We start from the raw sequence: 20,802 nt of genomic DNA, 5'->3' as shown, positions 1-20,802 counted from the left end.
GCTGGCATGCGGTCTTGGAGGGTCCAAGATCGCATGCCTTGGCAGAACCGGGGTGCCCACAGGTGCTCATGGCTGCCCGGCCTGCCGGTGCAGGCGGTGCTTGCTGCGCCCGATTCGCTGCGCCTGGTAGATGCCGGCATGCCCGGAACACAGATAGGCGCTCACACAGGCAATGGCGGCAAATGGACCGATCTGCGCGCCGAACAGCTCCAGCGCCATCAGGATGGTGGTGATGGGGGTGTTTGCAGCCCCCGCAAACACGGCGACAAAACCGAGGCCGGCCATCATCGCAAGCGGCATGTGCAGCAACGGGGCCAGCGCATTCCCCAGCGTGGCACCAATGTAGAACAGCGGCGTGACTTCACCGCCCTTGAACCCGCTGCCGACAGACGTGGCGGTGAACAGCAGCTTGCCCAGGAAGTCCCATGGCCGGACGGGGGCGTGAAATGCCCGCAGGATGTCGGGGATGCCCAGGCCGATGTAGCGGTAGGCATCCAGCCCCCACACGGCCGTTGCAATGGCGATGCCGCCGATGAACGGGCGCAGCGGGGCAGAGGGAACGCGGTGTTTCATGAAGGCGCCGATGGCGCGGGTGGTTTTTGCAAACAGCATGCCGACGAGCCCGAAGAGGGCCCCGGCGATGGCAACGGCCAGCACGCTCCACCAGCCCACAGGCACGACGTCCAGCACCGCATAGTGGGTATGGTGGATGTCCCAGGCAAGCCCCACCTGGTCGGCCAGAATGGCAGCGACCACGCACGGGAACAGCGCGTCGTAACGCATGCGCCCCATCGCCAGCACCTCCAGGCCAAAGACAGCGCCCGCCAGCGGCGTGCCGAAGACCGAGGCAAAGCCTGCGCTCAGCCCTGCCATGAGCAGGATGCGCCGGTCGTGCGGTGCCAGCCGGAAAACAGCGGTCAGCTGGTCGGCGAGTGCGGCGCCCATCTGGACGGCGGTTCCCTCGCGGCCTACTGAGGCGCCGAACCCATGGGACACCACCGTGCTGGCCAGCACCAATGGCACCATGCGCAGCGGCACCACTTTTTCCGGCGTGTGGATCTCATTGAGGATGAGGTTGAGGCCGCCATCGACCGACTGGCCCACCTGGCGGTAGAGCATGCCCACCGCCAGGCCGGCGAATGGCAGCAGCCATACCACCCCATGGTGGGCATCACGCCAGGTGGTGGCATGGTCGAGCGCAAAAAGAAAAAAGGCGGAGGCGGTGCCGGCAAGTGCGGCCACCACACTGGCCAGGGCGAGCCACATCCCCATGCGGGGCAGCAGTGCGAAGGAGACGGGTGGGAAGAGTTTGGGCATTGGTCAACAAGGCGAAGGAATCGGCCTGACCAATGGGGGGACGTATACGCGAGCGCCTACAGCCCCGACCCAGGTCAGGTTCTGTAGACGTCATCAGCTGCATGCCGCAGCGGTTGAGGAGGAACGTCATCTCCTTGGCCGCCAGTATAGCGGCGCCAGCGGTGTGTGCTGGCTGTCGTTTTTTGAGGCCACTGGCTCACAGCCAGCGGCGCACCTGCTGGCAATAGCGATCGAACGCGGCCCCGAAACGCGCGCGCAGCGCGGCTTCTTCAGGGCGAATCTGGAAATGCTGCAGGTAGGCCATGAACACCATGACCGCGAGCAGCCCGGACAGCTTGCCCAGCCCTAGGGCAAAAGCCAGCAGCAGCAACGCAAAGCCCAGGTACATGGGGTTGCGTGTCAGGCGGTAGACCCCGCGCACCACCAGCGCCGAAGATGCGGCAGGGTTGACCGGGTTGACGGTGGTGCGTGCACGGCGGAATTCCAGCACGCCAGCCAGGCAGAAGCCTCCGCCCAAGACGGCCAGCACGGTGGCGGCCACCCCGGCGCCAGGCCGCCGGATGGGCAGCAGGTCAGGCAGCAGCCAGATGGCAGCGGCGAACAGTGCAAACAGTGCCAAAGGGGGGACGCGCAGAGAGAGCCAGGAGGTCGGCTGCGGTGAGGAAGGGCGGGTGGGCATGGGCGAGTCGATGAAGTGGTGGTGAAATCTTTGTGCTGCAAGCATAAAGATTTAAGTTACTTCAATGTCAACGGCTGTGATGACGTTGCAAACCTGCCGGGCGCCAATGGAAGGTGCATGATCGCCAGAGCAAGCCCCGCTGGGGCCGGTGTGCTGGGCATGCAAACCTTCTCCAGGACGCAGCAAGGCGCATGGGAGTGCCGTCGTGAACTTTGGCTGCAGCCCGCGCCCTGTTGTGCTTCAATGCTCAGCCCAGCTTTTGTTTTCTTCTGCCATGGCGAATTCCTGCGCCCTGGTGTGGCTGCGGCGCGATCTGCGCTGCGATGACCATGCCGCGCTCTATCACGCGTTGCGCCGCTTCGAGCGGGTGTATTGCGCCTTTGTCTTCGACACCGACATCCTGGACGCGCTCCCCCGCAAGCAGGACCGGCGCGTGGAATTCATCCACGCCAGCGTGCTGCAGTTGCACGGCGCGCTGCAGGCCTTGTCTGCCAGTGCGGGCGTTCCGGGTGGCGGGCTGATCGTGCGGCATGGCAGCGCTGCTCAATGCATTGTGCAACTGGCCCGCAGCCTGGGCGTGCAGGAAGTGCTGACCAACCGCGACTACGAGCCTGAGGCCATTGCACGGGACCAGCGGGTGGCCCAGGACCTCAGCGGGCTGGGCATCGCTTTCAGCGACTACAAGGACCAGGTGCTGCTGGACCGGGACGAGGTGCTGACGCAGCAAGGCCAGCCCTACAGCGTGTTCACGCCCTACAAGCGGGCATGGCTGCAAAAGCTGGACGCCTTTCAGCTCAAGCCATACCCGGTGGCGCGCTACGCCCGCCATCTGGCCCCGATCCCTGTGGAGGAACGCTTGCCGGCGCTGGAGCAGCTGGGGTTTGAACGCACCAATCTGCAGACCTTGCCTATGCCGGCGGGCATGGACGGTGCGCAGCAGCTGTTGCAGGACTTTCTGCCGCGCATGCATGCCTACCAGGAGGCGCGGGACTTTCCCGGCCGCAAGGGCGTGTCCTACCTTTCCGTGCACCTGCGCTTTGGCACGGTGTCCATCCGGGCGCTGGCAGGTCTGGCCCTGCAGCGTGCCGTACAAGGGGATGAGGGCGCACAGACCTGGCTGTCCGAGCTGGCCTGGCGTGATTTCTACTTCATGATTCTGTGGCACCACCCGCATGTGGTCACCCAGTCTTTCCGCCCGGAGTACGACCGCGTGCTGTGGGACGACGCGCCGCAGCTGTGGCAGGCATGGTGCGAGGCCCGCACCGGCTACCCCTTGGTGGATGCTGCCATGCGCCAGCTGCACCAGACCGGCTATATGCACAACCGCTTGCGCATGGTGGTGGCCAGCTTTCTGACCAAGGACCTGGGCATCGATTGGCGCCGGGGCGAGCGGCACTTTGCCGAGCACCTGAACGACTATGACCTGTCGGCCAACAACGGCGGCTGGCAGTGGGCGGCGTCCACGGGTTGCGATGCGCAGCCCTGGTTCCGCATCTTCAACCCCGTCACGCAGTCACAGCGGTTTGACCCGGATGGCCGCTTCATCCGCCGCTATGTGCCGGAGCTGGCCAGGCTGCCGGACAAGCACATCCATTTCCCGGCGGGAATGAAGCCGCTGGAGCTCCAGGCCTGCGGCGTGCAACTGGGCGTGGACTATCCGCACCCTGTGGTGGACCACGCCAGTGCCCGGCAACGGACGCTGATGCGCTTTCATTTTCTGCAAAGCGACCGGTAAGGCGAACGCGAACCCTGCGCAGAGCGAACGGCAGGGCGCTGCGGCGGTGAAACAAGATGCAAAACAAATCTTATACAATGAGATTAATTCTCATTAACGATTTGTACGCTGCGGATCTTGGGCCACAGCTACGCGAAGGGCATTGTGGGCACCGCAGAGTTCACGCTTCAAGGACAGGTCAAGACCTTGTACACCAACCACCATGGTTGGTTGCACGGCTGGCTGCGCTATAGCCTGAATGATGCGACAGATGCCGCAGACCTGGCGCACGACACCTGTGTACGGCTGATCGCCCGTCCCCGCAGTTTCACTACCGGCCCGGAAGCACCGGCCTATCTCCGCACCGTGGCCAACGGCCTGTGCATTGACATGTGGCGCCATCGCGAGATCGAGCGGGCCTGGCATAAAACCTGGTCACCCGGCCAGCGGGGCATGCACCGTCCGCCGAAGTGCATGCCGCTTGACACACCAGGAAGCCGCCCGCGAATGGGGCGTGTCTTCTCGCATGGAACCATTTTGATATGAAGTCCACTTTGACATCTCGCACTCCTTGGCATGCCGTGCTGCGCATCGCCGCTGCGGTCCTGGGAGGCTACATGCTGACCTGGGGCTTTATCGCGTTGGCGACGGCCGGCATGTTCGCGCTGGGCATGGAATTTCACGATGCAGAGCACCTCAGCTACCTGCTGGGGATGCTGCTGTATCTGACCGTCTTTCTCTGGGCGTTCGCAGCACCACGGCTGTCGCGCGTGTGGTTGGTTCTTGCTGGTGGTGGCGCACTCATGGCCGTGCTGGCTTCGCTGCTGCAATCGCAGTTGACTTAGGAGTGGAGCTGATGTTTCAAAGTTTTCGCCATGCCATGACCTGGCTGCACACATGGTTTGGTCTGGCCCTCGGATTTGTGCTGATGGCGTGTTTCTTTTTCGGATCGCTGTCGGTGTTCGACCGGGAAATTGACCGCTGGGCCATTCCGGCCTCGCGTTTCGCACCGCAGCCCATGCCGTCTTTTGACAAGGTGCTGCGACCGGTATTCGAGGATATGAAGCCCAGCCAGCAAAGCATCGAGTTCATGCGGGACAAGGTGAACGGGCCCATGCCCGAGCGTTTCGATACCGTGCGCAACTGGGGGGCTTACACCACGCACCGGGACCCGATGCTGAGCCTGTTTGCGGGCTATGTGGTGCCCAATGCCAAGAATCCCGATGACGGGGTCCGGGGCAACCGCACCATCGACCCACGCAGCGGCGGGGCTTTGCCGGATGACCAGCTCAAGGTCGGCAGCGGTTTCCTCTATCCCTTGCACTACAGCCTGACCTTCTACTGGAAGGGACTGGGTTTCTGGATTGTCGGATTCGCGGCCCTGATGATGCTGGTGGCACTGGTGACCGGCGTGGTCATGCACCGCAAGTTCTTCCGCGAGTTCTTCACTTTCCGCCCCAAGAAGGCGGTGCAGCGCAGCGTGCTGGACCTGCACAACATGATGGGCGTGCTGGCGCTGCCGTTTCACTTCTTCTTCGCCTTCACCGGGCTGGTGATCTTCGCAGGGATCTATTTCCCTGTGTCGCATACCCAACTGGAGCCGCTGCATGAGTTGCACGAGCAGCATGAGGCGCAGACCACAGGGCTGCCGCATGACCGTGCCGGCGTGGCGGCGCCGCTGGCTTCGGTGGATGACATGGTGCGTGAAGCCCAGCGGCGATGGGCCGCCAAGGGCATGGCCGGCGAGGTGGGGCTGCTCTCGCTGCGCCACGTGGGGGATGCCAATGGCTATGTCAGCGTCTTCCGTGCCGGTACGGACCGCATCGCGCTGGTGGGCGACGGCATCCATTTCAAGGCCAGTACCGGGGAGGTGCTGCGTGAAGACCCGCCCCGTACCGCGGTGGACAGCCTCAACACCTTTCTGACAGGGCTGCACCTGCAGCACTTCCGCCACTGGCTGCTTCGCTGGCTGTACGTGCTGGGCGGGTTGATGGGCTGCGTCTGCATTGCCACGGGTTTCATTTTCTTTGTCGAAAAGCGCAAGAAGCAGCATGCCAAGCAAGGTCGGCAGGGCAGCCGCATTGTGGATGCCCTGGCGGTGACCACCGTCACGGGCATGCTGATTGCCACCTGCACCATCCTGATTGCCAACCGCCTGCTGCCCGCATCACTGCCCAGCGGATGGCCGCCCCGAGGCGATCTGGAGCAATACCTGTTCTGGGCCGGATGGGTGGCAGCGATGGCGCACGCCTTCTGGCGCAGCGCACCCGTTGCCAGCGGACAGCCGAACCCTGCCTGGCGTGAGCAATGCTGGGCCGTTGCCGCCATGGCGGTGCTGGCCGTGGGACTTAACTGGATCACGACGGGAGACCACCTGTTGAAGACCGTGGGCGAAGCCTACTGGCCGGTGGCGGGCGTGGACCTGAGCCTGCTGGTCTGCGCGGCCTTGGCCGTGGTGGCTGCCCGCAAGCTGGCGCTGCGTGCAGCTGCCGTGGGTTCGGTGAACCGTCTGGAGGCCGCCCATGCTTGAAGGGCCGACGGCTGCGCTGTTTTTGCTGGCAGCCTGCCTGGCCTGCTGGGCGGGCATGGGCTGGTTGGCCCTGGCGATGGACGGGCATTGGGAACAGGTTTTCCAGGCAGAGCAGCCACAGAGCGTGGTGTGGCGGCTGCGTGCCCAGGGGGCGGCTGGGCTGGCGCTGGGCTTGGTGCTGTGCCTGCAGGCTGACCATGCATCGATGGCCGCATTGGTGTGGGTGATGATGCTGGCCGCTGCGGCCTTGTCTGTGGCCATGACGCTGTCATGGCGTCCGGGCTGGCTGGCATGGCTGGCCTGGGGGGCGCGCAGAGCCTAGAGGCTGCAAGCGGCGGGATCGGCCGCAGGCCCGCATGCGGGCGATTCCGGGTGTGAGAAGGGATGGTTCTCCCATCCAGCCAGGCATTGCTGCGGCCTGGCGAGGTAGCCAACAATGGAAAGGCCGGTGGTGCGCGCCATCCGTGCCGTTAGCAGCCATGCGCGCTTTGCTCCGATGTGATCAGGGCATTCACCCCTGCGCATGGCCTCAGCTCACTTTGCGGACCTCGGTGGCGGCAGGTTGCAGCACCGTGCCATCCGGGGCGTGCGGTGCCATGGGGGGCACCGGCTGGCCCGTGCGCTTGTCGATCAGCACCGAATGGCGTTCGCTGGGTGCAAACAGGTGCTGTTCGCCCCATTGGCGCAGCGCCACCACCACGGGGAACAGGCTTTCGCCCTGCGGTGTCAGCACATATTCCTGGTAGGCCGAGCCATCTGAGGCGTCCTGCATGGCCAGGATGCCGGCATCGACCAGCTTGCGCAGCCGGTCGGACAGGATGTTTTTGGCCATGCCCAGGCTGCGCTGGAAGTCGCTGAAGCGGCGCATGCCGTCGAAGGCATCGCGCACGATGAGCAGGGACCAGCGATCCCCGATCAGGTCAACAGAGCGCGCAACGGGACAAGGTTGCTGGTTCAAGGATTTACGGGCCGGCATGGTGTCTCCTGCAGGGTGGGCGGCAGCGGATTGTTTGGTTGCATTTTAAAACTACATGCCTTACCATCATTTTGGTTTTATTTTGAAACCAGATTGATTGAGCTTGGACCATGAAGGCCTGCACCGCACCACCATCACCCCCGCCGTTGCCACAGCGCTGTGCACCGGCGCAGTCTGCAGACATGCCCCGCGGCCTGGTCTGGCTGTTCGCCGTAGCCAGCGGCCTGAGCGTGGCGAATGTCTATTACGCGCAGCCCTTGCTGGATGCGCTGGCGCAGGACTTTGGCATCAGCCATGCGGCGGTGGGCGGTGTGGTCACGGCCACACAAACCGGGTGTGCGCTGGCGCTGCTGCTGCTGGTGCCCCTGGGCGACCGGGTGGAACGCCGCCGCCTGATGGCCCTGCAGTTGCTGGCGCTGACCGCGGCGCTGGTGGCCGTGGCCATGGCCCAGTCGGTTCCCGCATTGCTGGCGGGCATGCTGGCAGTGGGTTTGCTGGGGACGGCGATGACGCAGGGGCTGATCGCCTATGCCGCCAGCGCGGCAGCGCCCCAGGCGCAGGGGCGTGTGGTTGGCGCGGCACAGGGCGGGGTGTTCATCGGCCTGCTGCTGGCCCGGGTGTTTGCCGGGGGCATCAGCGATGTGGCGGGTTGGCGTGGCGTGTACCTGTGCGCCGCCGCGCTGATGCTGCTCATTGCCCTGCCGCTCTGGAGGCGGCTGCCCGTGTTGGCCGCAGCGCCCGATGCGATGGGCTACTGGCGCCTGATTGCGTCCATGCTGACGCTGCTGCAGGAAGAGAAGGTGCTGCAGGTGCGCGGGGTGCTGGCACTGCTGATGTTTGCGGCATTCAATATCTTCTGGAGTGCGTTGGTGTTCCCGTTGAGTGCGCCGCCCCATGGCTTCTCCCACACCGCCATCGGCGCGTTGGGCCTGGTCGGTGCGGTGGGGGCGCTGGCCGCCACGCGCGCCGGGCAATGGGCGGACCACGGCCATGCGCAACGTACCAGTGCCGCAGCGCTGGTGGTGTTGCTGCTGGCATGGTGGCCGCTGTCGCTGATGGAGCGTTCGCTGGGTGCGTTGCTGGTGGGCATCGTGCTGCTCGACATGGGAGGGCAGGCGCTTCACGTGACCAACCAGAGCATGATTTTCCGCACCCGGCCGGAGGCCCACAGCCGGCTGGTCGGCCTTTACATGCTGTTCTATGCGGTCGGCAGCGGCCTTGGGGCGATTGGCACGACGGTGACCTATGCCCGCGCAGGCTGGCAGGGCGTGTGCCTGCTGGGGGCAGCAGTCAGTGGGCTGGCGCTGCTGTTCTGGTGGGTGACGCGGCGGGTCACATCGCAGGAAATGCAGCAGGGATCGCCGCAGGCGCCGCTGCCGACCACGAAGCAGGAATGAGGCAGGTATGAAACAGGAAGGGGAGATGCTCCAATGAACGAACTGGAACTTTTGGCCCATGCCGATGTGCGCGGGCGCCGCTACACCGAAGGCAACGGCCAGCGCCGCGTGTTTCCGTCGGAAGAAGCGATTGCCGCCTTGGCGGCCTTTGATGAGTCGCTGCCCGCCCTGGGTTTGCAGGCGGAGGCGACGCTGGCGTTGCTGGACGATGTGGGGTCTCCTGCGACCACGGCATCCAACGGGCCGCGCTATTTCGGGTTTGTGATCGGTGCGGCATTGCCCGCCGCTGCGGCGGCGGAACGGCTGATGCTGGCGTGGGACCAGTGTGCGTCGACCTTCGACAACTCTCCGGTGTCGGCCACGGTGGAGCGTGTGGCCGCCCGCTGGGTGCTGGATGCTCTGGATCTGCCGCGGGACAGCGCCGTCGGCTTTGGCACCAGCGCCACGGCCTGTACCTTGACCGCCCTGGCAGCGGCACGGCGCGAGCTGCTGGCCCGGCAGGGCTGGGATTTCGACGGCCAAGGGCTGCATGGTGCGCCGGAGATCCGGGTGGTGGTGTCCGCGCTGGTGCACACCACGGTCAAGAAGGCATTGCGCGTGCTGGGCTTCGGGCTGAACCAGATCGTCCATGCGCCGGTCGATGCCCAGGGACGGGTGGACGTGGCGCAGCTGCCGGCACTGGATGCACGCACCCTCCTCTGCCTGCAGGCCGGTGAGGTGAACACCGGCGCCTTCGACCCCTTCGCGCAGATCCTGCCGCATGCCAGAGCGGCGGGGGCGTGGGTGCATGTGGATGGTGCTTTCGGCTTGTGGGCGCGGGCCTCCTCGTTGGCCCACCTGACCCAGGGCGTCGAGCTGGCCGACAGCTGGACGACCGATGCGCACAAATGGCTCAATACCCCTTACGACTGCGCCATGGCGATTTGCCGTGATGCGCGGGTGCTGGCCGAGGCCATGAACAGTGATGCGGCCTATTCCAGCGCCAGCGTGGATGCCCAGAAGAATCTGACGCTGGAGTTTTCACGCCGGCCCCGCGGGATTCCGGTGTGGGCGGCATTGCGCAGCCTGGGCCGGCAGGGCATTGCCGAACTGGTGGAGCGGCATTGTGCGCAGGCGCGCCGCATCGGGGAAGGCCTGGCACAGGCCGGGTTCGAGGTGCTCAACACCGTGACGCTCAACCAGGTGCTGTTCCGCTGCGCCACTGACGCACACACCCATGCGGTGCGCGCTGCGGTGCAGGCCTCTGGCGAGGCATGGTTCGGCGGCACGTTGTGGCAGGGGCGGCCTGCCATGCGCATCAGCGTGTCATCCTGGCGCACGCGGGACGAAGATGTAGAGGCACTGCTGGCCTTGCTGGAGAGGGTCGGCCGGGAAAGCGCTGTGGACCGGTGAACGGCCATGGTGTGCCGCCCGGCCAGTCAGGTCCAGGCGCTCCGGAAGGAGCGGGCTGGAGCGGTGTGCCCCGGCTGTGCCTTTGCTACTCCGCCAGTGCGTTCACGAGATCGGTTTCCAGCTCCAGCTGGGCGGTGTTGTTGCCCAGGGTGGGGCCCTGGATCAGAAAGCTGTCCTCCACCCGTTCGCCCAGGGTGCTTACCTTGGCCAGCTGCACGCTGACTCTGTGCTCGGCCAACACGCGGGCCACGGTGTAGAGCAGACCGGCACGGTCGCTGGCGGAGATTTCCAGCAGCCAGTGCTGTGATTTTTCGTCCGGCTGCAGCACCACGCGCGGCGGCATGGGAAAGCTGCGCACCCGGCGCGAGACACGGCGGCGCGCCGGGGGGGGCAGGGGGCCTTCGGCCTCGATGGCGTGGGGCAGGCCTTCCTCGATCAGCGCAGTCAGCTCGCGCCAGTGCACTTCCAGCGGCTCGCTGGTGATGACCTGGAAGGTGTCCAGCGCGTAGCCGTTGCGTGCAGTGTGGATGCGCGCGTCCAGAATGGAAAAGCCCGAGCGATCGAAATAGCCGCAGATGCGGGCAAACAGGTCGCTGCGGTCGGGCGTGTAGACCATGACCTGCACGCCTTCGCCGGCCAGCGACTGGCGCGCCCGCACGATGGGGGTGGGCGTGCCCACATAGCGACCCAGGTGGCGGGCGTGCCAGGCGATGTCGGCGGCCTCGTGGCGCATGAAGTAGCTCACGTCCAGCGTGTTCCACAGCAGCTTGTGCGATTCGTGTGGCTGGGCGCTGAGTGCCAGCTGCACCAGGGCTTCGCGCTTGCGCGCTTCCACCAGGGCCTCGGCGTCGGGCGCCCGCCCGCCCAGCATGCGCACGGTGGCGTGGTACAGGTCTTCCAGCAGCTTGCCTTTCCACGCGTTCCACACCTTGGGGCTGGTGCCGCGGATATCCGCCACGGTCAGCAGGTACAGGGCGGTGAGGTGGCGCACCGAGCCCACGCGGGCGGCAAAGGCGCGGATCACATCGGGGTCGGTGGTGTCCTGCTTTTGCGCCACCTGGCTCATGGTCAGGTGTTCGCGCACCAGGAATTCCACCATCTGCGCGTCGTCCGTGTCCACACCGTGCTGGCGGCAGAAACGCTTCACCTCGATGGCGCCGATCTGCGAATGGTCGCCGCCCCGGCCCTTGCCGATGTCGTGGAACAGGGCGGCGAGGTACAGCAGCCAGGGCTTGTCCCAGCCGCTGGCCAGCTGGGAGCAGAAGGGGTATTCGTGCACATGCTCGGCCATGAAGAAGCGCCGCATATTGCGCAGCACCATCAGCGTGTGCTGGTCCACGGTGTAGACGTGGAACAGGTCGTGCTGCATCTGGCCAACGATGCGGCGGAAGGCCCACAGGTAGCGCCCCAGCACCGAGGTCTGATTCATCAGCCGCATGGCGTGGGTGATGCCGCTGGGCTGCTGCAGGATCTGCATGAAGGTGGCGCGGTTGACCGGGTCGCGGCGGAAGGCGCCGTCCATCACGCCGCGCGCCGAGTACAGCGCGCGCAGCGTGCGCGCGGACAGGTCGCGCAGGCCGGGAGAGGTCTCGTAGGTCAGGAAGGTGGCCAGGATGGCCTGGGGGTCGCGGCGGTACAGGTCGTCGCTGGCGACCTCGACCAGGCCGTCCTTGTCGAAGAAGCGGTCATCGATGCGCACCATGGCGCCCTGGCTGGCGGGGTACAGGCGTTCCTCGATGTTCAGCAGCAGGATCTGGCTGAGCTGGGTGACCGCCTTGGCCGCCCAGTAGTAGCGGCGCATCAGGCCTTCGCTGGCGCGCACCGGCATGCGCTGGCCGGGGCGCTGGTGGCTGTGAAAGCCCAGCTGTTCGGCCACGGTGGTCTGCAGGTCGAACAGCAGGCGGTCTTCGTGCCGGCCGGTGGCCGCGTGCAGGCGGGCGCGGATGTGGCTGATCAGCGCTTCGTTGCGCTCCAGCTGCTGGGCTTCGAAATGCGTGGCGATGCCGCTCTGGGCCAGTTCCTTCCAGCTGCTGCCCAGGCCGGCGGCCTTGGCCACCCAGAGGATGGTGTGCAGATCGCGCAGGCCGCCGGGCGATTCCTTGCAGTTGGGCTCCAGCGCGTAGGCGGTGTTTTCGAACTTGTTGTGGCGCTGGCGCATCTCCAGCATCTTGGCGGTGAAGAAGGCGCGCGGGTTGAGCAGGGCGCGAAAGCGCTGCTGCATCTGGGCGAACAGGGCCAGATCACCGTCGATCAGGCGCGATTCCAGCAGCGCGGTCTGGATGGTGACGTCGGCCGCGGCCTCGTCCACACATTCCTCCACGGTGCGCACGCTGGAGCCGATTTCCAGCCCGGTGTCCCAGCAGGCACCGATGAACTGCTCCAGCTGGGCCTTGAACGGGCTGTCCTCACCGGCGGGGTGTTCGGGCACCAGCACCAGCACGTCCACGTCGGAGGCGGGAAACAGCTGCGCACGGCCATAGCCGCCCACGGCGATCAGGGCCACGCAATCCGGCAGGCCGGTCAGCTGGCGCAGCGCCTGCAGCTGCTGGTCGGTGCGCTCGGACAGCTTGTGCAGCAGCGGCCGTACGCTGCGTTTGGCGGGGGCAGGCTGCTTGAACTGCTCCACCAGCGCGGCCTTGTCCTGGCGGTAGGCGTTGCGCAAAGCGGTCAGATCGGAGGGGGCGGGGGCGAGCGTGGTCATGTTGGCAATGCAAGCAAAAAACGTGCGCAAATGGTGCGGCGCTGGGCAGGCGTGCACCGCACACGTGCACTGTAGCGGCTCTGCGGGGCGACGGGTCTTTGGCGCAGGCACTGGCCGGTCTGGCGGCGCAAAAAAGCCGCTGGACCCCCGAAAGGGTGCAGCGGCGGGCCGGGCAGCGCAGCAGGGGGCTGCGCGCAGCCGGGCTGGATCAGGTGCGCAGCGCGGTGATGAAGTCCGGCGGCGTGGGCGAGCCGTCCGACCAGGTCAGGATGTCGTAGCCGGTCTTGGTGACGGCCAGCATCAGCTCCCACTGGGCGGTCAGGCTGTGGTCCTTGGTGATCACGGTCCAACCGTCGGGCATGGCCTTGATGTCCTTCTTGCCCAGGTTGAGCATGGGCTCGATGGTGAAGACCATGCCTTCTTCCAGCACGACACCGGTGCCGGGGCGGCCGTAGTGCAGCACCTGGGGCTCGTCGTGGAACACCTTGCCGATGCCGTGGCCGCAGTACTCGCGCACCACCGACAGGTTGTGGCCTTCAGCGAAGGACTGGATGGCGTGGCCGATATCGCCCAGGGTGGCGCCGGCCTTGACCTGCTGGATGCCCTTCCACATGGCTTCAAACGTCAGCTGGCACAGGCGCTTGCCGGCAATCGTGCCGTCGCCCACGATGAACATGCGGCTGTTGTCGCCAAACCAGCCGTCGTCGGTGATGATGGTCACGTCCACATTGACGATGTCGCCCTTCTTGAGCGGCTTGTCGTTGGGGATGCCGTGGCAGACCACGTGGTTGACCGAGGTGCAGACATAGGCCGGGTAGGGCGTCATGCCCGGCGGCTGGTAGCCCAGGCAGGCGGTCTTGGTGCCTTGCTGGGCCATGCGTTCGGCGCACAGATCGTCGATCTGCTGGGTGGTGATGCCGGGTTTGATGTGGGGGGTGATGTAGTCCAGCACATCCGAAGCAAAGCGGCCTGCGACGCGCATGCGCTCGATGTCTTCGGGGGTCTTCAGTGTGATGCTCATGCTGCCAATTATCCCATTGCGGGCTTGAACCTGCAGGGGCAAGGGGCGGGAGTGCTTCGGGTTAGTGCTAGGCACGGTAAAATCAGAGGCTCACCGATTCAGCGCTTTGGCCGGCCCCTTCGCAACAGGGGGCGGGCCAGGGCGCCCTTCACCAGCCTTCACATAAACAGGCCGCCACGTGACATTGCATCTGACACAGTTTGAGGGTGGAAACGCCCTGAGCTCGTTCCGCGCCCAACAGCTTCTGACCGACCTGGTCGCCATCCACCCCAAGATCACAGGCGTGTCCGCACGTTTTGTGCATTTGGTGGCCACCGAGGGGACGCCTGTGCCCGCATTGGAAGAGCGCCTGTCGGCGCTCTTGACATATGGCGAGCCCTTTGAAGGCAGCGCCGATGGCGTGCCCTTCATCGTCACCCCCCGCATGGGCACGATCTCGCCCTGGGCTTCCAAGGCCACCGACATTGCCCGCAACTGCGGCCTGGAAGTGTTCCGCGTGGAGCGCGCCACCGAGTACCGCGTGACCCTGAAGTCGGGTCTGCTGGGCGGCACGCCCGAGCTGAGCACCGAGCAGACGGCCCAGATCGCTGCGCTGCTGCACGACCGCATGACCGAGTCGGTGTTTGCCACCCGTGCCGAGGCCGAAAAGCTGTTCTCGGCCCTGCAGGCCGCTCCGATGGAGTTTGTCGATGTGCTGTGCGGTGGTCACGCTGCGCTGGAAACCGCCAACAAGCAGTGGGGCCTGGCCCTGGCCGATGACGAGATCGAGTACCTGGTCAACGCCTTCAACGGCCTGAAGCGCAATCCCACGGACGTGGAGCTGATGATGTTCGCCCAGGCGAACTCCGAGCACTGCCGCCACAAGATCTTCAACGCCAACTTCACCATCGATGGTGTGGCGCAGGAGAAGTCGCTGTTCGGCATGATCCGCAACACCGAGGCTGTGTCGCCCCAGCACACGGTGGTGGCGTACTCGGACAACGCCTCCATCATGGAAGGCCACCAGGTCGAGCGCTTCATCGCCAAGTTCGATGCCGCTACCGGCACGGCACAGGCCCCCAGCTACCAGAAGCACAGTGCCACCAACCATGTGCTGATGAAGGTGGAAACGCACAACCACCCCACGGCCATTTCGCCCTTCCCCGGCGCATCGACCGGCAACGGCGGTGAAATCCGTGACGAAGGCGCGACCGGCCGTGGCTCCAAGCCCAAGGCCGGCCTGACCGGTTTCACGGTCTCCAAGCTGTGGGGCAGCGAAGTGGGCAAGCCCGAGCACATTGCCAGCCCGCTGCAGATCATGATCGAAGGCCCGCTGGGTGGCGCGGCTTTCAACAACGAATTCGGCCGCCCCAGCCTGACCGGGTACTTCCGTGAGTACGAGCAGCAGGTCGGCGATGTGACCCGTGGCTACCACAAGCCCATCATGATTGCCGGTGGTCTGGGTGTGATCGACGCCGAGCTGACCCAGAAGATTCTGTTCCCCGCCGGCACGCTGCTGATCCAGCTCGGCGGCCCCGGCATGCGCATCGGCATGGGCGGCGGTGCGGCCAGCTCCATGGCGTCGGGAACCAATGCCGCCGAGCTGGACTTCGATTCGGTGCAGCGCGGCAATCCCGAGATCGAGCGCCGTGCGCAGGAAGTCATCAACCACTGCTGGCAGCAGGGCGCGCAGAACCCCATCCTGGCCATCCACGACGTGGGTGCCGGTGGCCTGTCCAATGCCTTCCCCGAGCTGACCAATGACGCCGGCCGTGGCGCGCGCTTTGATCTGCGTGCGGTGAATCTGGAGGAATCCGGTCTGGCGCCCAAGGAAATCTGGTCCAACGAATCGCAGGAGCGCTATGTGCTGGCGATTGCCCCCGAGTCGCTGGCCCAGTTCACCGCTTTCTGCGAACGCGAACGCTGCCCGTTTGCCGTCATTGGCACGGCCACCGAAGAGCGCGAGCTGGTGCTGGAAGACACGGCCGTCGAGTCGGGCGACCAGAAGTTCCCCGTGAACATGCCCATGAACGTGCTGCTGGGCAAGCCGCCCAAGATGCACAAGGACGTGAAGACGGTGGAGCGCGAGCTGCCCGCCATCGACCTGACCGGCGTTCCGCTGGAAAAGGCCGTCATCGAAGTGCTGGCCCACCCGACGGTGGCATCCAAGCGTTTCCTGATCACCATCGGAGACCGCGCTGTGGGCGGCATGACCCACCGCGACCAGATGGTGGGCCCCTGGCAGGTGCCTGTGGCCGACGTGGCCGTGACGCTGGCGGACTTCCAGGGTTTCAAGGGCGAAGCCATGGCCATGGGCGAGCGCACCCCGCTGGCGGCCATCAATGCGCCCGCATCGGGCCGCATGGCCGTGGCCGAAGCCATCACCAACATGCTGGCGGCGCCGATCGAGCTGTCCAAGATCAAGATGTCGGCCAACTGGATGGCCGCCTGCGGCGAAGCCGGCGAGGATGCCGCCCTGTACGCCACGGTCAAGGCCGTGGGCATGGAACTGTGCCCGGCGCTGAACATTTCCATTCCCGTGGGCAAGGACAGCCTGTCCATGCGTACGCAGTGGAACGACAACGGCGTCACCAAGAAGGTTACTTCGCCTGTCAGCCTGATCATCACCGGCTTTGCATCGATCGACGATGTGCGCAGCACGCTGACTCCGCAGCTGGACGCCACCGAAGACGACACCACCCTGGTGCTGATCGATCTGTCGCGCGGCAAGATGCGCATGGGCGGCTCCATCCTGGGCCAGGTGCTGAACCAGTCCGGCAACGAAACGCCCGATCTGGACCAGCCCAAGGACCTGATCGGCATGGTCGATGCCGTGAACGCCTTGCGCGCCAAGGGCCAGATTCTGGCCTACCACGACAAGGGTGACGGCGGCCTGCTGGCGACTGTGGCCGAAATGGCCTTTGCCGGCCATGTGGGCGTGGCACTGAATGTGGACATGCTGATCACCGAAGGCGACGGCATCAGCGACAGCCGCATGGACAGCGGCGAAGGCAAGAACTGGGGCAACCAGGTGTCCGGCCGCCGCGAAGACCTGACGCTGCGCGCGCTGTTCAATGAGGAACTGGGTGCGGTGCTGCAGATCAAGACGGCAGACCGTGCCGAAGTGCTGCAAACCCTGCGCGAGCATGGCCTGGCCACCTGCAGCCACATCATCGGCAAGACCCGCCCTGTGTCGTCTGCCGTCGACATGGGCAAGGGCGAGCTGCAGGTCTGGCGCGATGCCAAGAAGGTGTTTGGCGCCACGCTGAGCGATCTGCACCAGGTCTGGGATGCCGTGAGCTGGAAGATTGCCCAGCAGCGCGACAACCCCGCCTGCGCCGACAGCGAACACGCTGCGGCGGGTGTGCCTGCAGACCCCGGCATGCATGTGCACCTGACGTTCGATCCGCAGGACAACGTGGCGGCGCCGTTCATCAACGTGGCGGCCAAGCCCCGCGTGGCAGTGCTGCGCGAGCAGGGCGTGAACTCCCATGTGGAAATGGCCTATGCCTTCACCGAAGCCGGCTTCGACGCGGTGGACGTGCACATGACGGATCTGCAGACCGGCCGTGCCCAGCTCAAGGACTTTGCGGGCGTGGTGGCCTGCGGCGGCTTCAGCTATGGCGACACCCTGGGTGCCGGCATTGGCTGGGCACGCTCCATCACCTTCAATGACCGCCTGTCGGCCGAGTTCCAGCAGTTCTTTGGCCGCACCGACACCTTTGGCCTGGGCGTGTGCAACGGCTGCCAGATGTTTGCCGAACTGGCCGACATCATTCCTGGCGCACAGGACTGGCCGCGTTTCACGCAGAACCTGAGCAACCGCTTTGAAGCGCGCCTGTCGATGGTCGAGGTGCTGGAGTCGCCCAGCCTGTTCCTGCAAGGGATGGCGGGTTCGCGCCTGCCGATCGCCGTGGCACACGGTGAAGGCTATGCCAACTTCAAGTTCCGCGGCAACCAAGCCCAGGTGCTGAAGGCCATGCGCTACGTGGACAACCACGGCCAGGCGACCGAACAGTACCCGTTCAACCCCAATGGCTCGGCCGGTGGTCTGACGGCAGTGACTACGGCCGATGGCCGCTTCACCGCCATGATGCCCCACCCCGAGCGCGTGTTCCGCAATGTGCAGATGAGCTGGACGTCGGGCGACAAGGCCGAATTCAGCCCCTGGATGCGTGTGTGGCGCAATGCGCGCAAATGGCTGGGTTGATCTGATCAGCGCCTGTCCATGAGAAAGCCCCGCAGTGTGAAAGCTGCGGGGCTTTTTTGTTGCCGCCAGCATGCGGCGAAGCATGCTGTGTTTGGGACGTGCAGTGTTAGTTGGATGAGCACGAGTGACTATTGCATTGGGCGTGGTGGTTTGGCATACACCAGCAAACGCCCCTTGTAGCCTGCTTGCAGTTCGGTCTCCGTGCGGTCCAGCCGGGTTTCCGTCACGCCATAGCCGCGTTCGGCCATCTGGCGGCTGAAGGCGGCGCGGTTGCCACGGTCAGGGTCGATGATCCAGATCTGCGCGCTGGCGCTGGCATGCTCGCAGATGTAGTTGGGCAGGCGCGCAAACTGATCCCGTTCGTACAGCAGGTCGCTGCCGATGATGAGATCGAACACCCCACGCACTGGAAGATCTGCCACGGGTGCAACAAAGCCGCCCGGCAAGCTACCCGCCAAAGCGGTGGTCTGGGCAGCTGCATCGAAATGGGCGGTGGCTTCGGCTGCTGCGGCAATCGATTCCAGCGCCCCCCATTGGCCCGCGCGGTATTTCATGGGCGGCAGGTCGTTCAGGCGCAGGTTCTCTTTCAGAAAGTCGCCTGCCAGCGGGTGGCAATCGCTGGCCGTGATGTCCGCCCCCATACGGTGGCACACCAGGCTGGCCAGACCCAGTCCACAGCCCAGCTCCAGAATGCGCCGGCCTTGGATCACGGGCTGCTGTGCCATGTGGTTGGCCAGCTCGCTGCCGGAGGGCCATAGCAGACCGAACAGCGGCCAGATGGCATCCGAGATGCCCAGGCGCAGTGCGGCGCCGTCGGGGTCGAAGAATTGTTGCCGGTCCAGCAGGGAGCGAATTTGCATGTCCTGCGCGCCATCGATGCGAATGGACTCTTGTTTGGTCAGATACCCGGGCATGGGGTGCGGCGCGTCAAAACGGCAGCCGCTCAAGTGAAGGTGTCTGCAGTATGCGGTGTGAATGGCAAAACCGGACACCTGGCAGCGAATGTCCTTGGTGTGGGGAAAGCACGTTGCGGAACATGTCCCGAGTTCCACCACCGGCAGTCGCCTTGAAAAGACACGCCATGGCCGGGCTGGGCTTGCCCATGCTGTTCGGCGGTGTGGCGGCCTTGGGGGACGATATTGCACGGATGACCAAAACGGAGGCTGGCAAAAGCACGTCCGTCCTGGACGATGCGGCCACTCAGACCCGGGTGGCCATGCCAAAGATGGCAGGATTGCCGGCAGGCGTGTATGGCGCAATGCGCTCAAGTGGCTGGGGTGATCCGGCATCCGGGATGCGTCGCAAGCAAAAGCCCCGCAGTGTGAAAGCTGCGGGGCTTTTCATAGGGGCACGGCGGGCTTTGTGCTAGCGGCCCTGCCCATGGCTGGCGGTCATGCGTCGCGCACGCGCAGTGCGGGACTGTGCCGGACCGGGTCTAGTCCGCCAGCACCACCCCGAGCTTGGCGAGTTTGGCTGCCAGCACATCACGGCGGCGGGCTGCTTTGGCTGCGGTTTCGCTGACGGTGGCGATGGTTCTGGGGCCTTTGGAGGCCGCGGCTTTCACCAGTTCCGCCTTTCGAGCGGCTTCGGCCGCGACTTTGCGGTAGCTGGCGATCAGTTCTGCGTGTGCAATGGGTTGGGTCACAGGATGTCTCGTTCAATGGGGCGCCCATTGTCACGGCAAAACGCTGCAAGCGTGCGGGGCGGGTTGCCTGGCGGCGTTCAGCCGCCGCAGCAGCGCCGTTTGAAGGCATGATGGCGGATATCGAAACCAATGGGGGCGTGTGATGGCGGGTGCAGGTCTGTTGATGTTGCTGGACGATATCGCCACGCTGCTGGATGACGTGGCGCTGATGAGCAAGACGGCGGCGGGCAAGAGCACGGCCATCCTGGACGACGTGGCCACACAGAGCAAGGTGGCCATGCAGAAGACGGCCGGGGTGCTGGGCGACGATCTGGCGTTGAATGCCGAGCAGGTGACGGGCGTGCGTGCCAACCGCGAACTGCCGGTGGTCTGGGCCGTGGCCAAGGGTTCGCTGCTGAACAAGGCCATTCTGGTGCCTGCGGCACTGCTGATCAGCGCGTTTGTACCCTGGCTGATCACGCCGCTACTGATGGTGGGCGGCGCCTTTCTGTGCTTCGAAGGTGTGGAGAAAGTGCTGCAGATGCTGCACAAGCGCCAGCAGCATGGTGTGCAGGAGGCGGTGCACGACGCCCAGGAGGCGGCTGAGAAGGGGGTAGCTCCGTCATCGGTGCATGCTGCCCGCGCAAAAGCCATGGATCCGGTGGCCTATGAAAAGGAAAAAGTCGCAGGCGCCGTGCGCACGGACTTCATTCTGTCTGCCGAAATCATGGCCATTGCGCTGGGCACGGTGTCGGCCAAGCCGCTGTGGGAACAGTTCACGGTGCTGGTGGCCGTGGCGCTGGCGATCACGGTGTTTGTCTACGGCATCGTGGCCTGTATTGTGCGGATGGACGATGTGGGCGAATGGCTGATGCGCAAGCCCGGTGCGGCTCTGCAAGGACTGGGCCGGGGGCTAATCGCTTCCACGCCCTGGCTGATGCGCGGCCTGTCCATTGTGGGCACGGTGGCCATGTTCCTGGTGGGCGGCAGTCTGCTGGTGCATGGCATGGCACCCATTGAGCACTGGCTGCACACCCATATCGAACCTTTGGGCGGCGCGGCGGCGGCCATCATCCCTTTGCTGGTGCATGTGGGGGTGGGGGCCGTGATCGGTGGCCTGGTGGTGGTGGTGGTGCACCTGTGGCACCGGCTGCGCGGTACGCAGCCTGCACACTGAACCCGGGCCTGTGGCGTGGCCCTGCTGTGGGAGGCTGGGGCCGCTTGGGTGTTGCACTGTCTTGGAGTGTTGCGGCTGTGCAACG

The 20,802-nt window shown here is 65.3% G+C and carries 16 protein-coding genes and 1 riboswitch; of the genes, 9 read left to right on the top strand and 7 right to left on the bottom strand.

From position 1 onward, the window contains the following. Positions 1-66 precede the first annotated feature (66 nt). Positions 67-1,317, bottom strand: a complete 1,251-nt coding sequence (locus tag KW830_RS06365; protein WP_218332519.1) for a voltage-gated chloride channel family protein — start codon at positions 1,315-1,317, stop codon at positions 67-69. A gap of 77 nt (positions 1,318-1,394) precedes the next feature. Further along, a riboswitch (Fluoride riboswitch) is annotated at positions 1,395-1,460 on the bottom strand. A 53-nt stretch (positions 1,461-1,513) separates the two neighbouring features. Then, a complete protein-coding gene (locus KW830_RS06360) occupies positions 1,514-1,996 on the bottom strand; it encodes an isoprenylcysteine carboxylmethyltransferase family protein (RefSeq protein ID WP_255578114.1) in 483 nt (160 codons plus the stop codon). Positions 1,997-2,270: 274 nt separating this feature from the next. Between KW830_RS06360 and KW830_RS06355 the strand changes: the two genes are divergently transcribed. The 5 genes from KW830_RS06355 to KW830_RS06335 all read left to right on the top strand — a co-directional run bounded on the left by KW830_RS06355 (position 2,271) and on the right by KW830_RS06335 (position 6,562). Further along, complete coding sequence (locus tag KW830_RS06355; protein ID WP_218332517.1) at positions 2,271-3,731, top strand: deoxyribodipyrimidine photo-lyase; 1,461 nt, start codon at positions 2,271-2,273, stop codon at positions 3,729-3,731. A 186-nt stretch (positions 3,732-3,917) separates the two neighbouring features. Beyond that, positions 3,918-4,256, top strand: coding sequence for a sigma factor (locus tag KW830_RS06350; RefSeq protein WP_255578113.1), 339 nt, complete (start codon positions 3,918-3,920; stop codon positions 4,254-4,256). After that, positions 4,253-4,555, top strand: coding sequence for an iron uptake protein (locus KW830_RS06345; RefSeq protein WP_066534670.1), 303 nt, complete (start codon positions 4,253-4,255; stop codon positions 4,553-4,555). The genes KW830_RS06350 and KW830_RS06345 overlap by 4 nt, the downstream gene beginning before the upstream one ends. Before the next feature lie 11 nt (positions 4,556-4,566). Next, the gene (locus KW830_RS06340; RefSeq protein ID WP_218332516.1) at positions 4,567-6,240 is read left to right on the top strand and encodes a PepSY domain-containing protein; all 1,674 of its coding nucleotides are present in this window, start codon (positions 4,567-4,569) and stop codon (positions 6,238-6,240) included. Beyond that, the gene (locus tag KW830_RS06335) at positions 6,233-6,562 is read left to right on the top strand and encodes a DUF3325 domain-containing protein (protein WP_066534668.1); all 330 of its coding nucleotides are present in this window, start codon (positions 6,233-6,235) and stop codon (positions 6,560-6,562) included. Before KW830_RS06340 ends, KW830_RS06335 begins: the two co-directional genes overlap by 8 nt. A gap of 207 nt (positions 6,563-6,769) precedes the next feature. On the opposite strand, the gene KW830_RS06330 is transcribed toward KW830_RS06335, so the two are convergent. Continuing rightward, the gene (locus KW830_RS06330) at positions 6,770-7,216 is read right to left on the bottom strand and encodes a helix-turn-helix domain-containing protein (RefSeq protein ID WP_218332515.1); all 447 of its coding nucleotides are present in this window, start codon (positions 7,214-7,216) and stop codon (positions 6,770-6,772) included. A 110-nt stretch (positions 7,217-7,326) separates the two neighbouring features. On the opposite strand from KW830_RS06330, the gene KW830_RS06325 reads away from it, so the two are divergent. Both KW830_RS06325 and KW830_RS06320 read left to right on the top strand, forming a co-directional pair. Continuing rightward, the gene (locus KW830_RS06325) at positions 7,327-8,613 is read left to right on the top strand and encodes an MFS transporter (RefSeq protein ID WP_218332514.1); all 1,287 of its coding nucleotides are present in this window, start codon (positions 7,327-7,329) and stop codon (positions 8,611-8,613) included. 33 nt (positions 8,614-8,646) lie between these two features. Beyond that, positions 8,647-10,005, top strand: a complete 1,359-nt coding sequence (locus KW830_RS06320) for an aminotransferase class V-fold PLP-dependent enzyme (RefSeq protein ID WP_218332513.1) — start codon at positions 8,647-8,649, stop codon at positions 10,003-10,005. Between the two features lie 85 nt (positions 10,006-10,090). Here KW830_RS06320 and KW830_RS06315 read toward each other — a convergent pair whose 3' ends face one another. After that, complete coding sequence (locus KW830_RS06315) at positions 10,091-12,706, bottom strand: [protein-PII] uridylyltransferase (RefSeq protein WP_218332512.1); 2,616 nt, start codon at positions 12,704-12,706, stop codon at positions 10,091-10,093. Positions 12,707-12,914: 208 nt separating this feature from the next. Next, positions 12,915-13,727: a type I methionyl aminopeptidase gene (gene map / locus KW830_RS06310; protein ID WP_192333220.1), complete on the bottom strand. Its 813-nt coding sequence runs from the start codon at positions 13,725-13,727 to the stop codon at positions 12,915-12,917. Positions 13,728-13,905: 178 nt separating this feature from the next. Between map and purL the strand changes: the two genes are divergently transcribed. Further along, a complete protein-coding gene (purL, locus tag KW830_RS06305) occupies positions 13,906-17,916 on the top strand; it encodes a phosphoribosylformylglycinamidine synthase (protein ID WP_218332511.1) in 4,011 nt (1,336 codons plus the stop codon). Positions 17,917-18,044: 128 nt separating this feature from the next. On the opposite strand, the gene KW830_RS06300 is transcribed toward purL, so the two are convergent. Together KW830_RS06300 and KW830_RS06295 are read right to left on the bottom strand one after the other, a co-directional pair. After that, on the bottom strand, positions 18,045-18,830 hold the full coding sequence (locus KW830_RS06300; protein ID WP_066534646.1) for a methyltransferase: 786 nt from the start codon (positions 18,828-18,830) through the stop codon (positions 18,045-18,047). A 521-nt stretch (positions 18,831-19,351) separates the two neighbouring features. Beyond that, a complete protein-coding gene (locus tag KW830_RS06295) occupies positions 19,352-19,561 on the bottom strand; it encodes a hypothetical protein (RefSeq protein ID WP_066534643.1) in 210 nt (69 codons plus the stop codon). 142 nt (positions 19,562-19,703) lie between these two features. Here KW830_RS06295 and KW830_RS06290 point away from each other — a divergent pair, with 142 nt between their 5' ends. Next, positions 19,704-20,717 carry a DUF808 domain-containing protein gene (locus KW830_RS06290; RefSeq protein WP_066534640.1) on the top strand — a complete coding sequence of 338 codons (1,014 nt, stop codon included), beginning with the start codon at positions 19,704-19,706 and terminating at the stop codon, positions 20,715-20,717. Positions 20,718-20,802: the final 85 nt, after the last annotated feature.

The sequence above is a fragment of the Comamonas sp. CMM03 genome (assembly GCF_019218715.1).
GTDB lineage: Bacteria > Pseudomonadota > Gammaproteobacteria > Burkholderiales > Burkholderiaceae_C > Comamonas > Comamonas terrigena.
Note: the sequence above shows the minus strand (reverse complement) of the source record. Positions and strands in the feature narration are given on the sequence as shown.

Coding starts and splice junctions, on each gene's coding strand:
- KW830_RS06365 (WP_218332519.1), bottom strand. CDS start 1,317: ATGCCCAAACTCTTCCCACCCGTCTCCTTCGCACTGCTGCCCCGCATG.
- KW830_RS06360 (WP_255578114.1), bottom strand. CDS start 1,996: ATGCCCACCCGCCCTTCCTCACCGCAGCCGACCTCCTGGCTCTCTCTG.
- KW830_RS06355 (WP_218332517.1), top strand. CDS start 2,271: ATGGCGAATTCCTGCGCCCTGGTGTGGCTGCGGCGCGATCTGCGCTGC.
- KW830_RS06345 (WP_066534670.1), top strand. CDS start 4,253: ATGAAGTCCACTTTGACATCTCGCACTCCTTGGCATGCCGTGCTGCGC.
- KW830_RS06340 (WP_218332516.1), top strand. CDS start 4,567: ATGTTTCAAAGTTTTCGCCATGCCATGACCTGGCTGCACACATGGTTT.
- KW830_RS06335 (WP_066534668.1), top strand. CDS start 6,233: ATGCTTGAAGGGCCGACGGCTGCGCTGTTTTTGCTGGCAGCCTGCCTG.
- KW830_RS06330 (WP_218332515.1), bottom strand. CDS start 7,216: ATGCCGGCCCGTAAATCCTTGAACCAGCAACCTTGTCCCGTTGCGCGC.
- KW830_RS06325 (WP_218332514.1), top strand. CDS start 7,327: ATGAAGGCCTGCACCGCACCACCATCACCCCCGCCGTTGCCACAGCGC.
- KW830_RS06320 (WP_218332513.1), top strand. CDS start 8,647: ATGAACGAACTGGAACTTTTGGCCCATGCCGATGTGCGCGGGCGCCGC.
- KW830_RS06315 (WP_218332512.1), bottom strand. CDS start 12,706: ATGACCACGCTCGCCCCCGCCCCCTCCGATCTGACCGCTTTGCGCAAC.
- map (WP_192333220.1), bottom strand. CDS start 13,727: ATGAGCATCACACTGAAGACCCCCGAAGACATCGAGCGCATGCGCGTC.
- KW830_RS06300 (WP_066534646.1), bottom strand. CDS start 18,830: ATGCCCGGGTATCTGACCAAACAAGAGTCCATTCGCATCGATGGCGCG.
- KW830_RS06290 (WP_066534640.1), top strand. CDS start 19,704: ATGGCGGGTGCAGGTCTGTTGATGTTGCTGGACGATATCGCCACGCTG.